Genomic DNA, 15,361 nt, shown 5'->3' with positions numbered 1-15,361 from the left:
CTTATTCCCCAGATAGTTTTGCCGCATGGCGCTACGCTTGTCCGGCCTACAGTCACAGGCCGCGCCATCCGGCACGCCTTATTTTTTATTTGGAATCTGACTGGTATTCATACTCGTAATAACCATAATCCTGGTAGCCCGTCGCCCGGCGAAAAATGGAGTTGAGAATGACGCCTTTGACCTGAATGCCATTCTGGTCAAAACGGCTCAGACTGGTTTCCACCTCTTTTAAGGTGTTGACGGCATAACGCGCCACCATCAGCGTCGTCCCGACGTGGCGACCCACAATCGCGGCGTCCGTCACGGCCAGAATCGGCGGCGTGTCGATTAATACCAGGTCGTAGCGGCTGCTTGCCCAGGCGATCAGCTCGCCGAAGCGCTCGCTCATCAGCAGTTCCGATGGATTAGGCGGCACCTGACCGCGCGGAATAAGATCAAAATTAGCGATCGCCGTAGGTTTCGCGCAGGAGGCTATCTCGCCTTTGCCCGCCAGAATGTCAGATAAGCCGTCCACGTTATTGGTGCAGAGCAGTTCATGGGTGTAGCCCTTGCGCATATCGCAGTCGATCAGTAATACCCGTTTATGCGTCTGGCTGATGACGGCCGCCAGGTTGGCGCAAACAAAGGTTTTACCGATAGAGGGGCTGACGCCTGTGAGCATGAGTACATTATTTTGCGCCTGCATCATGGCGAAATGGAGGCTGGTGCGCAGGCTGCGAATCGCCTCAATCGCCAGATCGGTCGGATTGCCCACCGCCAGCAGTTGGCTCTGCTTGTAACGCTTAATCCCTTTAATGGTTTTGACGCTATCGCGCGCTTTTTGCCATTCCGACAGCGGAATACTGGCATAGACGCTGATCCCGTGCTCCTCCAGCGCCTGCGGGCTTTCGATACCGCGATTAAACAGCGAGCGCAGCAGCACGCCGACAATCGATAACATTAATCCCAGAATAATGCTGCCGAGAATAATCAACGCCTTTTTCGGCTTCAGCACGCCCGGCTGGGTAATCGCCGGGTCAACGATGCGCACATCGCCAACGGTGCTGGCTTCGGTGATTTTCAGCTCCTGCTGTTTATTAAGCAGTTGCATATAAACCTGCTGGCCGGACTCCACATCGCGGGTCAAACGCACAATCTCCTGCTGGGTTTTCGGCATTGCCGTCACCCGCCCGTTCAGTTTGGCTTTTTCATCTTCCAGCGCTTTACGTTTTTCCAGCAGGGTGCGGTAGGCCGGATGCGCTTTGGTAAAGAGCTTGGAAATTTCCGCCTCTTTAAACGTCAACTCATTCAACTGGGCGTCGATATTAACCATCGAATCGAGCACCGCCTTCGCCTCCAGCGGTAAATCCACCGAGTCTTTATCCTGGCGGAAAGCGTTTAGCTTGTTTTCCGCCACATCCAGACGGCTGCGGACTTCCGGCAGTTGTTTTGCCAGAAACGCCAGGCTCTTCCCCGCCTCTTCAGATTTCCGCGCAATATCCTGTTGCAGATAGTTACGGGTAATACTGTTGAGAATTTCGCGGATCTGGTCGCGATCCTCTCCCGTGAACGTCAGGCTCAGAACGCCGGTATCTTTGCCGGTTTCCGTTACGGTGAGGTTATTTTGCAGGTTATTAATCATGCCAAGCGTTGAGAATTTACTCACCGTAAATTCTGTATCAGGACGGGCGTCAATCGCCTCTACCTGCATCGTCACGCCGTCTTTATTGAGTGGCTGGCCCACAACGCCCTGCGCGCTAAATCCGCCGTCGCTAACCAACTGATAACGTTTGTCGCCCAGCACTTTGAGGGTGAAGATCTGTCCGCTCATCGTCTCTGGTCGGGTGAATGTCGTGACTTTCACCATTTCATTGTGACGCCCCATCAGCCGTTCCCACCCGGCGCCGAACAGCGGAAAGGTGTTTTTGGTGACGGCAATATCCAGATCCAGATCGTCAACGGTCTTCCCAAGCACCAGGCGCGATCGAATGAGCTGAATTTCCGCATCGGAAGCCGGCGGCTTATTCGCTAATGCACTGTTGATATCCTGTACCAGCGAATTACCGGCGTTTTGTTCAATCTGCACCAGCGCATCGGCGCTATAGATGGGCGTGGCGAAGAACGTATAAATTACCGCGCACAGCGCAAATATGGTCGTCGTCCCCAACACCCACCAACGCGCTTCAATCACCGTTCCGACCAGGCGCCCGATATCGATTTCATCGCTACCCGTAACCGCCGCAGATTGTTTTACTTTTTCTGTCATGGTTTTCCCTGCTCTGCATTCAGTGCCTGCGCCCACTGGCGGGCAGACCTTTCCAGTAATGTGTACACCGCCTCAAACGCATCGCGGCTTTTGCGATACGGGTCCGGTATTTCACGCTCGCTGTCCCAGTGACCAAACAGCATTACCTTGCCGCGCATTTCCGGCGCAATGTCGCACAGGGCGGCGATGTGACGTTTCTCCATCGTCAGAATCAGGTCATATTCCCGGCACAGACGCGCGGAAATTTGCCTTGCGCAGTGATTTTCCAAAGACAGATTGTGGGCGCTCGCCACGCTCGCCGCCGCAGGATCGGCGCCTTTGCCGACCAGCGCGCCTAATCCTGCGGACGCAACCGTCAGCGAGGGATGAAAGCGTTTTAGCAAACGTTCCGCCGTCGGGGAACGGCAAACATTCCCCACACAGACCACTAAGATTTTGTTAAACATAACGATTACCAGGAATGAATGTCGCTGCCGTATCCGTCATATAACGGACACCGCTAATGGTTGGCAGCAACTGATTGATCAGACGGTTCCAGCGAGCAACCGGCGCGGTCGTGACGTACACCACATCGTAAGGCTGAAGTCGGAATTCCGTCGCCATCACCAATGACGTGGCGTCAGACATATCAAGCTGGTAGATATTGGCGATCTTGCCGCCGCGTTCCCCCTCGCCTTTCAACGGACGAATCACAAAAATGCCGCTGGCGTTGGAGGTGGTCAGATCGATGCCTTCCGCATTGCCCAATGCTTCGGTGAGCGTCATGCCGCTGAAATCCATTTTGAGGGTGCTCTGTTTTTTCACTTCGCCCATGACAAAGACTTTCAGATCGTCATTGCGCGGCACATACAGAATGTCGCCAGGGTAGAGCAAGCGGTTCTGACTAAGATCGCCATTTTGCATCAGCGCCTGTAGCGAAATGCGCTGTTCTTTGCCGTTGTGCGTCAACACGACGTTGCGCCAGTCCGCCATATCGGTCAGGCCGCCCGCGGCGTTAATCGCATCCAGGACGGTTAGCGGTACGTTAGTAATGGCCTGCTGACCGGATTTATTCACCTGGCCGGAGATATACGCTTTTTGCGAGCGGAAAGCGGCGATATTGACATCCACCTGCGGGTCCGCGATGTACTTCGCTAAACGCCCGGTAATATCGCTGCGAATCTCTGACAAAGTTTTACCGACGACGCTAACCTTGCCAATGTAGGGATAAAACATGGTGCCGTCCGGCTGTACCCAGTTGCCGGTATCGCTTGAGCTACGGTACTGGCCCGCTGGCGTGGTCAATTCCGGGTGATCCCAGACGGTGACATTCAGCACATCGCCAGGCCCGACGCGATACTGATAGCTGGCGATCTCCTGGTCCAGCGACATATTCGGTTGCGCGACATTGGGCCGCGGGCGTAATTGCTCAACCAGCCGTGGCGTCAGCGGATACACATTGACCATCCGGTCGAGATCAAAGTCAGCGTCTTGCTGTTTGATCACATCTTTCCCCATCGTAGACATATTGCTGCCCGGAAGTACTGTGCAACCACTTATCAAGCTGAGCGACGCCAATAATGGCATCAATTTCATTTTGGATTTCATCATTGATTATTTATCACTTTGGCAGAGTCATTATCCTGTGCAATTTAAATAGCGGCTTCGTCCGTGCACATTTACCTTGCAGTTAATGGCAGAGAAAATTAACTGGCATCATTCTGAAAAAAAATCAATTCATCCGCAGGCTATTGACAGAATAATAAAGGCTTATATTCAGGCTTTCAGGCACGCTACCGCCCCTGGCTTCTTAGCTACCAATACACTGATTATTCTAAATTTTCGCATTCCCCTCAGATTTTATCCTCGTTCAGATAAAAATCTTCAGCGAAATAAAGGTTACGTATTAATAGTTTTCTCGATGTCGTGACAGGATATTTAAGAGCGCTATCTTAATCCTGCAAGAATTGTTGCAGCTAACCTAATGACAGGCAAGGTAACAAACCCGCCATTCTATATTTTTAAGATTAATATTAAATGAATTAACAGATGATTTTAGGATTTTATTGATGTTGACAATATTTATTTACTCCACTCCACCTGCGATATTTCCTAAATATATTCTTGACATTATTTAATTTCTGACAGAAACATTACGGCTATTTTAAAGTTATTTTATAGCCGAGTAACAAAGATAAATTGCGCTGCGGCATTGCATTTTTCCGCCGTATTATCCATGATCGAATTGTGACAATTATCATATTACAGAAGGTATTGCTCTTACTATGGAATGGATTGCCGATCCGTCAATCTGGGCCGGACTGGTAACGTTAATCGTTATCGAACTTGTTCTCGGCATTGATAACCTGGTCTTTATTGCCATCCTCGCTGAAAAACTACCGCCGGGGCAGCGCGACCGCGCGCGCATTACCGGCCTGATACTGGCGATGATCATGCGCCTGCTGCTGCTGGCGTCAATCTCGTGGCTGGTCACCTTGACTAAGCCGCTTTTTAGCGTACAGGCGTTAAGCTTTAGCGCCCGCGATCTGATTATGCTGTTCGGCGGCTTCTTCCTGCTCTTTAAAGCCACCATGGAGCTCAACGAACGGCTGGAAGGGAAAGATAGCGCCAACCCTACCCAGCGTAAGGGGGCGAAATTCTGGGCGGTGGTCGCGCAAATCGTGGTGCTGGACGCTATCTTTTCTCTCGACTCCGTGATTACCGCCGTGGGGATGGTCGATCACCTGGCGGTCATGATGGCGGCCGTGATAATCGCCATTAGCCTGATGCTGCTCGCCAGCAAGTCACTGACCCGATTTGTGAACAACCATCCCACCATTGTCATTTTGTGTCTTAGCTTCCTGCTAATGATCGGCTTTAGCCTGGTGGCGGAAGGGTTTGGTTTCCACATTCCGAAAGGGTATCTGTACGCGGCTATCGGCTTCTCGGTGATGATCGAGGCGCTCAACCAACTGGCTATTTTTAACCGCCGCCGTTTTCTTTCCGCTAACCATACGCTGCGCCAGCGCACAACGGAGGCCGTGATGCGGCTGATTAGCGGTAAAAAAGAGGATGCCGAACTGGATGCGGAAACCGCCGCGATGCTGGCAGACCATGACGACAGCCAGATTTTTAATCCGCAGGAGCGCAGGATGATTAAGCGGGTGCTGAATCTCAACCAGCGCACCGTAAGTAGCATCATGACGTCGCGTCACGATATCGAGCATATCGATCTCAACGCGCCGGAAGCGGAAATCCGCGCTCTGCTGGAAAAGAACCAGCATACGCGTCTGGTCGTGACGGGTGAGAATGAACAGGAAGATTTACTCGGCGTCGTCCACGTCATCGATCTGTTGCAACAATCGCTGCGCGGCGAACCGCTCAACCTGCGGGCGCTGATTCGCCAACCGCTGGTTTTCCCGGAAACATTGCCGCTGCTGCCTGCGCTGGAGCAGTTCCGTAACGCCAGAACCCATTTTGCCTTTGTCGTAGATGAGTTTGGCTCGGTTGAAGGCATTGTGACATTAAGCGATGTCATGGAGACTATCGCCGGTAATTTGCCGAATGAAGTCGAGGAAATTGACGCCCGCCACGATATTCAGAAGAACCCGGACGGTTCCTGGACAGCAAACGGCCATATGCCGCTGGAGGATTTGGTGCAGTACGTGCCGCTACCGCTGGATGAAAAACGGGAATACCATACGATTGCCGGATTATTGATGGAATATTTGCAGCGCATACCGCAAACCGGTGAAGAGGTTCAGGTGGGTGATTATTTGCTGAAAACATTGCAGGTAGAAAGCCATCGAGTGCAGAAAGTGCAGTTAATTCCGCTGCATAACGGCGAGCCAGACCAGGAGATGTAACGCCTGTTCACCTGCCCCGGCCTGCTTACCAGGCAGGCCGGAGGCGCGTTAGCCTTGCCATCCGGCTCTGCCCTTTGGCCAAAAACTACAGCTTATCCAGCAGTTTCTTCACATCTTTACCATTGCGGGTATCTTTATTGCGCTCCGCCCAGTCGTTGAGCCGACGCTTCGCCTCATCCTGTAAATGCTTACGCAATAACTGATCCACTTGCAGGGTATAGTTCAGCTCCTGCCACTTGCCATAGACGCGCAGCGGCACCGGCGTCTCTTTCAGGAAGGTGATCAGGTTGCTATCGCCGTTCCAGCCGCCCAGCACACGCAGATTAAATTGCGTATCACAGCTCTGCTTAACCAGGTCCAGCGTTCCGCTGCCGGTTAACGCCAGCATAGAAGATTGCCCGACCATGTCGTCGAGCGTCAGCGTGCCCTTATTTAGCGTCAGATCGGTCGTGAAGCGATCCAGTCGGGTCGCGTTGTCCATATTTTCCTGCGACTGCTGCGCGTCGCCGCCGCTTCGCTCTACGGCCTGCTGCACCAGTTGCTGGAAATTCATTCCTTCGAGGCGCGTATTGCTCATGTCAACATGCGCTTTTCCTTTCCAGCTGTGGCGAAATGCCTCCGCGTCAATATCCGCCCCGGAGAAATCGCCAACCAGCGACATCTTACCGGTCAGGCTAATCGGATAATTGAAGGCTTTCAGGATAGTCCCAATCTCAACATGGTTGAGGCGAGGGTGGAACTCGATGCGTGGACTGGCGGTGCGGGCGTCAAGCGTGCCGGGTAGCGACATCTCTCCGTCGGCCAGTTTCCCCTGCAACTCGGTAATATCCAGCAATCCGGCCTGATTAGACATCTTCGTCGAAACCTGGGTAAAGTCCATTCCCCGCCAGCGAACTGAATCCGCCTGTAAAGCAATCTCCGCCGTAAAGCTTTGCAGCCCCTGATAAGGCGGCGCACCAACACGCGACGCGATAACTGGCCTGGTCAGGGGGAGCGTATTTTGCCCCTGCGACACCGCGCCGCCCGTCTGAGCCACGGCGCTATGATGCGGCAACAGGTTGTCCAGATTAAGCTTGCTGGACTGGAGGTCAATTTGCCATTCCGGCTGCTCCGCCAGCGTTACCTGAACGTGTCCGGTCAGAGAACTGTCATTCGCCGTTAAATTTAAGTGGTTAAATGAAAGACGTTTTTGCGCCTCCTGCCACTGCGCCTGCAGCTGTCCCTGCCCCTCAATCCCCTGCGCCGGTAAATCCGCGCCCTGCAATTGCCAGCGCAGTTGCTCAATACCCGCGGTTAAGTTATGCGGATAATCGGAAGCATCCACCGTTCCGCTGAACGATAAAGCAAGATCCCGCTGATCGCGGTTCACGCGTCCCGAAAAATCAAACGTGCCGCGATGCTCGGCATCTTGTTCCATATTCAGACGAATATCGCGCACCGTGACCTGATCATCATTTTCATGCTGGAAAACCAGCACGCTGTCGGCAACGCGCAGGCTACGAATATCAAACGACCAGCCGCGATCTTCCGCTACGTCCGGCAAGGTATTATCTTTCGGCGCGACCGGCGCATCATCACTGCGTACCGCTTCCGTTTGCGGCGTCAGTTGAATCACCCCGCCTTTCAGCATCACCTGCTTAACATGAAGCTGATGACTCAACAGCGGCCATAAAGCGACATCCAGGCGCATATTGTCAGCCCGCACCAGCGGTTCGCTGGCGCCTCGCGCCGTTAGCGTCATTCGCCCGGAAAGGATGCTGAGTTGCGGCCATACGTGCCAGCGCAGCGGCCCGTCCAGTTGCAACTGGTATTCACTACGCGCGGCAACCTGCTGCACCATATAGGCGCGGAAATCATTCGGATTGACCAACAATACCAACGCAGAGAATCCGGCCACCAGCACGACCAGGAGAATCATCAGCGTCGTCAGAAATCGTCTCATGCTACCCTCAATGGACCGGCAGTATTGCGCCGAATGGCTCAGTCTTTATCAATCCGGCTGGCGACAGCGCCCTGCTGATCGCGATATTTGGCATCCTGACGGCGGTTATAAGGCCGCGCCGCCGGGCCGGACAGCGGCTCAAAGCTCAGCGCGCCGATGAGCATACCCGGACGCAACGCCAGCGGCAGCTTCCCGGAGTTGTAAAACTCAAGCACAATGCAGCCCGACCAGCCGGGATCGATACGGTGCGCCGTCACATGCACCATCAATCCCAGACGCGCCAGCGAGGAGCGACCATCCAGCCAGCCCACTAAATCCGGCGGCAGGGTAACGGATTCAAAGGTGACAGCCAGCGCCAACTCGCCCGGATGCAGATAAAATGCCTCGCCGTCCGGCAAAACGATTTCATCGCTCATCACTCGATCCAGCGCCGCGCTGACCTCGTCTTTCGGCCCGCTCAGATCGATAAACGCCGCCGTATGGCCACGGAAGGTTCGAAATTTATTGCCAAGACGTACATCGACCGTCGCGCCGTTAATGCGCTCTACGGGAGGTCGCGGGGTGATAGACAAACGGCCTTCATCCAGCCAGGCTTCAATATCTCGGTCGCATAAACGCATGGCACTTTCTCCTTTCGCGCATCAAGCCCTTAAATCAAGCACATCAAGGGCTAACCAGGTTATCACTGAACGGTACACAATTCGCCAGATTTATTCAAAGAACTGGCTGATTTTCGCTTTCAGAATATCAATAGCGATGCGGTTTTTACCGCCGCGCGGCACGATAATATCCGCATATTGTTTGGAAGGCTCAATAAATTGCAGGAACATCGGACGCACCGTTTTCTGATATTGCGCCATCACCGAATCCATTGAGCGACCACGCTCGTTCACATCGCGTTTGATACGGCGCATCAAACAGATATCCAGCGGCGTATCGACAAAAATAGAGAAGTTCATCTCTTCACGCAAACGCGCGTCGGTCAGTAACAGAATACCTTCAAGAATAATCACTTTCTTCGGTTCTACGCGAACCGTTTCCTGCATACGGGTATGCTCAACATAACTGTATACCGGTAATTCAATCGCCGAACCGCGCTTGAGCGCCTGAAGATGCTGAAATAGCAGGCTGTGATCCATCGCATTCGGATGGTCATAGTTAGTTTTTACGCGTTCTTCCATCGACAGATGGCTTTGATCTTTGTAATAACTGTCTTCGGGAATAACGCCAATATGTTCGTCACCCACTTGTTCACGCAATTCGCGGTAAAGGGTACTGGCAATAAGACTCTTGCCGGAAGCCGATGCGCCAGCGATACCGATAATGACGCACTGATGAGACTGATCAGTCATAAATTTAGCGACCTGATTAACCTGGATGTAAGGAAGGGGGGCGCCGAAACGCCAAACGCGGCAATTATAGGGATTTCAGCAGCGCGATACCAGTCCGGCGCTATGCCACGGTGAATTTGTTGGCGGCGTATTCGACGTCGCGACGTAAAAGCGTTCAGTTTTAACGCGGACAGCGGATTTATCGCCCCGTCTGGAGGAGGAATACGCCGGGAGCCACAATTTATATTCAGCCAGCGTATAAATCATTACGCGTTTATACTAGCATAATCACAGAGTAAACTGACGCGTCCGGTATTCCGCGACGTTACCGGCGATTCGGATAGAGTGGTAATGAGTAAACCATCCCAACATGTTTTCGTTACCGTCCCCCACCCGCTATTGCGTCTGGTCAGTTTAGGCCTGGTCGCGTTTGTCTTTACGCTCTTTTCGCTCGTATTATCGCGTGTCGGCACCCAACTCGCGCCGCTGTGGTTCCCCACCTCCATTATGATGGTCGCGTTTTACCGCCATGCGGGCCGTCTGTGGCCAGGGATCGCGGTCGCCTGCTCGCTCGGCAGCATCGGAGCCTCACTGACTTTATTTCCTGCCGCCTCGCTTAACTTTAGCTGGACGGCAATAAATATTATCGAGGCGGCCACTGGCGCGATACTGCTGCGAAAACTGCTCCCCAGCTACAATCCCTTACAAAATTTGAATGACTGGTTTCGTCTGGCTATCGGCAGCGCCGTGATTCCGCCGCTACTCGGCGGCCTGTTATTTTGGCTGATAGCGCCGGAAGCGGTCGCCTCGAAAGCGTTTCTGATTTGGGTATTATCGGAAGCCATCGGCGCGCTGACGCTGGTGCCGTTAGGTTTACTGTTTAAACCACACTATCTATTGCGTCATCGCGACCCGCATCTGTTGCTGGAAACGCTGTTGACGCTGGTCATTACGCTGGCGCTAAGCTGGCTCGCTATGCGCTATATTCCGTGGCCGTTTACGTGCGTTATCGTCCTGTTGATGTGGAGTGCGGTGCGCCTGCCGCGAATGGAGGCGTTTTTAATTTTTTTAGCTACCGTTATCGTGGTCTCGCTCATGCTGGCCAATGACCCCACGCTGCTCGCCACGCCGAAAACCGACGTGATGGTCAATATGCCGTGGCTGCCTTTTTTAATGATCCTGCTGCCTGCCAATATGATGACGATGGTGATGTACGCGTTTCGCACGGAGCGCAAACATATCACCGAGAGCGAATCCCGCTTTCGCAACGCGATGGAGTATTCCGCCATTGGTATGGCGCTGGTCGGTACGGAGGGTCAGTGGCTACAGGTCAATAAATCTCTGAGCCATTTTCTTGGCTATAGCCAGGATGAATTACGCACGATGACATTTCAGCAATTGACCTGGCCGGAAGACCTGAATAATGACCTTGAACAGCTAAACATGCTGGTGCGCGGCGACATCAATAGCTATTCCATGGAAAAACGCTACTACACCCGCAACGGCGATGTCGTCTGGGCGCTACTGGCCGTCTCGCTGGTTCGTCATAAAGACAATAAACCTCTCTATTTTATTGCTCAGATTGAAGATATTAACGATCTCAAGCAAAGCGAGCAGGAAAACCAGCGGTTGATGGAACGTATTACACAAGCGAACGACGCGCTGTTTCAGGAAAAAGAACGGTTGCACATCACGCTTGACTCTATCGGAGAAGCGGTGGTGTGTATTGATGTCGCGATGAATATCACCTTTATGAACCCGATCGCCGAGAAGATGAGCGGCTGGCGGCAAGAGGATGCTTTAGGCGCGCCATTATTAACGGTTCTGCGCATTACGTCAGGTGATAAGGGGCCGCTGCTGGAGGATATTTATCGCGCCGACAGGTCGCGATCGGACATGGAACAGGAGATAGTGCTCCATTGTCATAACGGCGGCAGCTACGATATTCATTACAGTATCACGCCGCTCAGTACGCTTGACGGCGATAAGATTGGTTCGGTTCTGGTTATCCAGGACGTTACCGAATCACGAAAAATGTTACGCCAGCTCAGCTACAGCGCAACGCATGACGCCCTCACCCATCTTGCCAACCGCGCTAGTTTTGAAAAACAGCTTCAACAGCGCCTGCAAACAATACAGGAATCGCCTCAACATCATGCGCTGGTGTTTATCGATCTGGACCGTTTTAAAGCGGTTAACGACAGCGCGGGACATGCCGCCGGCGATGCCTTATTGCGCGAACTCGCGTCACTGATGCTCAGTATGCTTCGATCCGGCGATCTTCTGGCCCGTCTGGGTGGCGATGAGTTTGGCCTGTTGCTGCCGGATTGTAATAGTGACAGCGCACGCTTTATCGTGACGCGGCTTATCAACGCCGTTAATGAGTATCACTTTATGTGGGAAGGACGCCTGCATCGGATCGGCGCCAGCGCCGGGATCACAATGATAAATGAACATAACTGCCAGCTCACAGAGGTCGTGTCTCAGGCCGATATAGCCTGCTACGCCGCGAAAAATAGCGGTCGCGGCCGTCTGACCGTGTACGAACCGCAGCACGCATTAACCTCCTCAAAGGGAATGATGCCGCTGGAAGAACAGTGGCATATGATTAAAAATAACCACCTGCTGATGCTTGCCAGAAACGTCGCGCCGCCGCGTACGCCGGAGGCCACCAGCTTTTGGCTGGTCTCACTCAGGCTGTGGACCAGCGAAGGGGAAGTGTTGGAAGAGCGCGCGTTCCGGGCAGGGTTAGCCGACTCCGCGCTGCATCACGCGCTTGACCGACGGGTATTCCATGAGTTTTTCCACCATGCGGCGACCGCCGTCGCCAGCAAGGGATTAAGCGTTGCGCTGCCGCTGTCCGCCGCGGGATTATACAGCGCGACCCTTATTGATGAGCTGCTGGAACAACTGGAGCATAGCCCACTGCCGCCACGGTTATTACATCTGATTATCCCGGCTGACGTTATCGTTAAGCAGGCGCAGACCGCCGCTGCGACTCTGCGAAAACTGCGGCAACGCGGCTGCCAGGTGATTCTCAGCCATGTCGGGCGCGATTTACAGCTGTTTAATTTACTGCCCCCGCATATCGTCGATTATTTACTGCTGGATAGCGACCTTATCGCCAACGTTCATGAAAGTTTAATGGATGAAATGCTGACCTCGATCATCCAGGGACACGCCCAGCATCTGGACATCAAAACGCTCGCCGGGCCGGTACAAAACCCACAGGTGCTGGATACGCTCTCCCGTATTGGCGTGGATCTGATTTATGGCGACACTATCGCCGAAGCGCAACCGCTGGATTTATTACTGAATACCAGCTATTTCGCTATCCATTGACGGTTGCCAGCCGTGGGTATACCAGATATGCAGTAGCGCGTAGGAACGCCACGGTTTCCAGCGCTCCGCGTAGCGACGGATCTGCGCGGGCGTCATCCCGGCGAAGCGCTGCTTAATTAAGTAATCATCGGGTAAAAAGATATCTTTTGCCTGCCAACCGCGCAGGGCGAAATAGTTCGCCGTCCAGCGGCCAATTCCCGGAAACGTTTGTAAATTTTTAACGCTCTGCTCAATATCCGGCGGCGCGGCGAGCGCCAGTTTTCCCGCCAGCGTCGCCTGCGCCAGATGAATCAGCGCTTCGGCGCGCCGCAGCGGCATCCCCAGAGCTTTCAGCGCCAGCGGATCGGCCAACGCCAGCGTTTCCGGACCGGGAAAACAGACATAATCGGGCGCATCCGGCAACGCCTCGCCATAGCAGCGCGCCACTTTCGCCGTCAACCTTGCCGCCATCGCGACACTCACCAGTTGCCCCAGTATCGCCCGCACGCCTTGTTCAAACGTATCAACCGATCCCGGTAAACGCAGCCCCGGTCTGTCCTCGCCCAGTGGCCCCAGCACGGCGGCAACCTGCGCGGGCTGGCAGTCAAGATCAAACAGACGCGAAACCTTCGCCAGACACGCCGGCGCGACGGGAAGTAATCCGGCGCTCACGCTGACCTGCACAGTGTGGGTGGGCAGATGGGGGCTCACGCTGATCAGTCCGCGATGCTCGCCCACCACCAGGCTGCGCGCATAAAAGCCCTCGCCTACCGTTTCCACGCCGTCCACCGCACGCGCGGCAAGAAAGCCCAACATCCACGACCAGTCGTAAGGCGGCTGCCAGCTCAGGGTAAACATACTTTTCTCCTTTATTTGACCTTTCAGCATAAACGCTAATCGCACGTAACGCCTTGCTTTCATATTCCAGTTGTCGCCGCGACGACATTTCGCTAAAGTCACGCCCCTTCTTCACTGGCATGGGGATTTTAAGGTGTTTATCGGATTTGATTACGGTACGGCAAACTGCTCGGTCGCCATTATGCGCGACGGGCATCCACAGTTGCTGACAATGGAGAATAACAGCGCATTACTGCCGTCTATGCTGTGCGCGCCGACGCGCGAAGCGGTGAGCGAGTGGCTGTATCGCCATCATGATGTGCCGGCAACGGACGAAGAAACCCAGGCGCTGCTACGCCGCGCGATACGCTACAACCGCGAGGAAGATATTGAGGTTGGCGCGCAAAGCGTACAGTTTGGTCTGGCGTCGCTGGCGCACTATATTGACGATCCCCAGGAGGTCTGGTTTGTCAAATCGCCGAAATCCTTTTTAGGCGCCAGCGGCCTGAAACCGCAGCAGGTCGCGCTGTTTGAAGATTTAGTCTGCGCCATGATGGTACATATTCGTCATACGGCGCACAGCCAATTGCCGGAGGCCATTACCCAGGCGGTGATCGGTCGCCCGATCAACTTTCAGGGACTCGGCGGCGATGACGCGAACCGCCAGGCGCAGGGTATTCTGGAGCGGGCGGCAAAACGCGCCGGTTTTCAGGAGGTGGTATTCCAGTATGAACCGGTTGCGGCGGGCCTGGACTACGAAGCTACGCTGCGGGAAGAGAAGCGTGTGCTGGTCGTGGATATTGGCGGCGGTACCACCGACTGTTCCATGCTGCTGATGGGGCCGCAGTGGCGTCAGCGCGCCGATCGTGAAAACAGCCTGTTGGGGCACAGCGGTTGCCGCGTGGGCGGAAACGATCTGGATATCGCGCTGGCCTTTAAAAATCTGATGCCTTTGCTGGGCATGGGCGGCGAAACCGAAAAAGGCATCGCCCTACCGGTGCTGCCGTGGTGGAACGCCGTGGCGATTAACGACGTCCCGGCGCAAAGCGATTTTTACAGTAGCGCGAATGGTCGTCTGTTGAACGATTTGGTTCGCAACGCGCGTGAAGCAGACAAGGTCGCGTTGCTGCTCAAGGTCTGGCGTCAGCGGCTTAGTTACCGCCTGGTACGCTGCGCGGAAGAGAGCAAAATCGCCCTTTCCGGCCAGGCGGATGTTACGGCGAGGCTGCCATTTATCAGCGACGACCTTGCGGTCGCTATCAGCCAGCAAGGACTGGAAGCGGCGCTGGATCAACCGCTGGCGCGTATTCTGGAACAGGTGCAACTGGCGCTGGACAGCGCGCAGGAAAAACCGGATGTCATCTATCTGACCGGCGGCAGCGCCCGTTCGCCATTGATTAAAAAAGCGCTTTCCGAACAGTTACCGGGCATACCCGTCGCTGGCGGCGATGATTTCGGCTCCGTCACCGCAGGACTGGCTCGCTGGGCAGAGGTCGTTTTCCGCTAAGCGCCTCGCAAGCCCAGCGCTGATGGATTGACATTATTCTTGATGTGGCTTAACGTCAGGAGTGAGGGTTAGGGAGGATTCCTCCTCCCCCTGGTGTCTTAGTAAGCCTGGAAGCTAATCACTAAGAGTATCACCAGTATGATGACTACCTTCATCATAACCCTTTCCTTATTTTGGCCCCTTCCTCGGGAGGGGCTTTCCCGTTTCAGCGTCCTGCTGAAATCGGTGGCTTACCTTCATTGCCGTGCCGCCACTTTACCGCACTCCGGCGCGTTAACGATTTTCACCGATGAGAGTTGCGTAGCGCCTCGCAAAGCGAGTCGCCATTCAGAA

10 protein-coding genes and 1 pseudogene are annotated in these 15,361 nt (G+C 54.2%); 3 read left to right on the top strand and 8 right to left on the bottom strand.

The features are described from left to right. Positions 1 to 85: 85 nt before the first annotated feature. The 3 genes and pseudogenes from wzc to ACQ29O_RS07895 all read right to left on the bottom strand — a co-directional run bounded on the left by wzc (position 86) and on the right by ACQ29O_RS07895 (position 3,835). Positions 86 to 2,245 carry a tyrosine-protein kinase Wzc gene (gene wzc / locus ACQ29O_RS07905; protein ID WP_000137237.1) on the bottom strand — a complete coding sequence of 720 codons (2,160 nt, stop codon included), beginning with the start codon at positions 2,243 to 2,245 and terminating at the stop codon, positions 86 to 88. Continuing rightward, a complete protein-coding gene (gene wzb / locus ACQ29O_RS07900) occupies positions 2,242 to 2,691 on the bottom strand; it encodes a low molecular weight protein-tyrosine-phosphatase Wzb (RefSeq protein WP_000482226.1) in 450 nt (149 codons plus the stop codon). The genes wzc and wzb overlap by 4 nt, the downstream gene beginning before the upstream one ends. A 5-nt stretch (positions 2,692 to 2,696) precedes the next feature. Beyond that, positions 2,697 to 3,835: pseudogene (locus ACQ29O_RS07895) on the bottom strand (polysaccharide export protein). Between the two features lie 674 nt (positions 3,836 to 4,509). Between ACQ29O_RS07895 and ACQ29O_RS07890 the strand changes: the two are divergent. After that, positions 4,510 to 6,090 carry a TerC family protein gene (locus tag ACQ29O_RS07890; RefSeq protein ID WP_000454721.1) on the top strand — a complete coding sequence of 527 codons (1,581 nt, stop codon included), beginning with the start codon at positions 4,510 to 4,512 and terminating at the stop codon, positions 6,088 to 6,090. 85 nt (positions 6,091 to 6,175) lie between these two features. On the opposite strand, the gene asmA is transcribed toward ACQ29O_RS07890, so the two are convergent. The 3 genes from asmA to udk all read right to left on the bottom strand — a co-directional run bounded on the left by asmA (position 6,176) and on the right by udk (position 9,384). Continuing rightward, the gene (gene asmA / locus ACQ29O_RS07885) at positions 6,176 to 8,032 is read right to left on the bottom strand and encodes an outer membrane assembly protein AsmA (protein ID WP_001252257.1); all 1,857 of its coding nucleotides are present in this window, start codon (positions 8,030 to 8,032) and stop codon (positions 6,176 to 6,178) included. A 38-nt stretch (positions 8,033 to 8,070) separates the two neighbouring features. Further along, positions 8,071 to 8,652 carry a dCTP deaminase gene (gene dcd, locus ACQ29O_RS07880; RefSeq protein WP_001234783.1) on the bottom strand — a complete coding sequence of 194 codons (582 nt, stop codon included), beginning with the start codon at positions 8,650 to 8,652 and terminating at the stop codon, positions 8,071 to 8,073. Positions 8,653 to 8,742: 90 nt separating this feature from the next. Beyond that, on the bottom strand, positions 8,743 to 9,384 hold the full coding sequence (udk, locus tag ACQ29O_RS07875; RefSeq protein ID WP_000132082.1) for a uridine kinase: 642 nt from the start codon (positions 9,382 to 9,384) through the stop codon (positions 8,743 to 8,745). A gap of 330 nt (positions 9,385 to 9,714) precedes the next feature. Here udk and ACQ29O_RS07870 point away from each other — a divergent pair, with 330 nt between their 5' ends. Continuing rightward, positions 9,715 to 12,705 carry an MASE1 domain-containing protein gene (locus ACQ29O_RS07870; RefSeq protein ID WP_000042940.1) on the top strand — a complete coding sequence of 997 codons (2,991 nt, stop codon included), beginning with the start codon at positions 9,715 to 9,717 and terminating at the stop codon, positions 12,703 to 12,705. Here the strand turns inward: ACQ29O_RS07870 and alkA are convergent. Beyond that, positions 12,673 to 13,542: a DNA-3-methyladenine glycosylase 2 gene (alkA, locus tag ACQ29O_RS07865; protein ID WP_020936908.1), complete on the bottom strand. Its 870-nt coding sequence runs from the start codon at positions 13,540 to 13,542 to the stop codon at positions 12,673 to 12,675. The genes ACQ29O_RS07870 and alkA overlap by 33 nt on opposite strands. 133 nt (positions 13,543 to 13,675) lie before the next feature. On the opposite strand from alkA, the gene yegD reads away from it, so the two are divergent. Then, positions 13,676 to 15,028: a molecular chaperone gene (gene yegD, locus ACQ29O_RS07860; RefSeq protein WP_000469628.1), complete on the top strand. Its 1,353-nt coding sequence runs from the start codon at positions 13,676 to 13,678 to the stop codon at positions 15,026 to 15,028. A 98-nt stretch (positions 15,029 to 15,126) separates the two neighbouring features. On the opposite strand, the gene ibsA is transcribed toward yegD, so the two are convergent. Next, on the bottom strand, positions 15,127 to 15,186 hold the full coding sequence (gene ibsA / locus ACQ29O_RS07855) for a type I toxin-antitoxin system Ibs family toxin (protein WP_001805500.1): 60 nt from the start codon (positions 15,184 to 15,186) through the stop codon (positions 15,127 to 15,129). Positions 15,187 to 15,361: the final 175 nt, after the last annotated feature.

Source organism: Salmonella sp. GDC200615, from assembly GCF_050574145.1.
In the GTDB taxonomy this organism is placed as follows: domain Bacteria; phylum Pseudomonadota; class Gammaproteobacteria; order Enterobacterales; family Enterobacteriaceae; genus Salmonella; species Salmonella enterica.
Note: the sequence above shows the minus strand (reverse complement) of the source record. Positions and strands in the feature narration are given on the sequence as shown.

Excerpts from the sequence above, each read along its gene's own strand:
- alkA (WP_020936908.1), bottom strand. The coding sequence starts at position 13,542 with ATGTTTACCCTGAGCTGGCAGCCGCCTTACGACTGGTCGTGGATGTTG.
- wzc (WP_000137237.1), bottom strand. The coding sequence starts at position 2,245 with ATGACAGAAAAAGTAAAACAATCTGCGGCGGTTACGGGTAGCGATGAA.
- udk (WP_000132082.1), bottom strand. The coding sequence starts at position 9,384 with ATGACTGATCAGTCTCATCAGTGCGTCATTATCGGTATCGCTGGCGCA.
- ACQ29O_RS07870 (WP_000042940.1), top strand. The coding sequence starts at position 9,715 with ATGAGTAAACCATCCCAACATGTTTTCGTTACCGTCCCCCACCCGCTA.
- wzb (WP_000482226.1), bottom strand. The coding sequence starts at position 2,691 with ATGTTTAACAAAATCTTAGTGGTCTGTGTGGGGAATGTTTGCCGTTCC.
- dcd (WP_001234783.1), bottom strand. The coding sequence starts at position 8,652 with ATGCGTTTATGCGACCGAGATATTGAAGCCTGGCTGGATGAAGGCCGT.
- ACQ29O_RS07890 (WP_000454721.1), top strand. The coding sequence starts at position 4,510 with ATGGAATGGATTGCCGATCCGTCAATCTGGGCCGGACTGGTAACGTTA.
- asmA (WP_001252257.1), bottom strand. The coding sequence starts at position 8,032 with ATGAGACGATTTCTGACGACGCTGATGATTCTCCTGGTCGTGCTGGTG.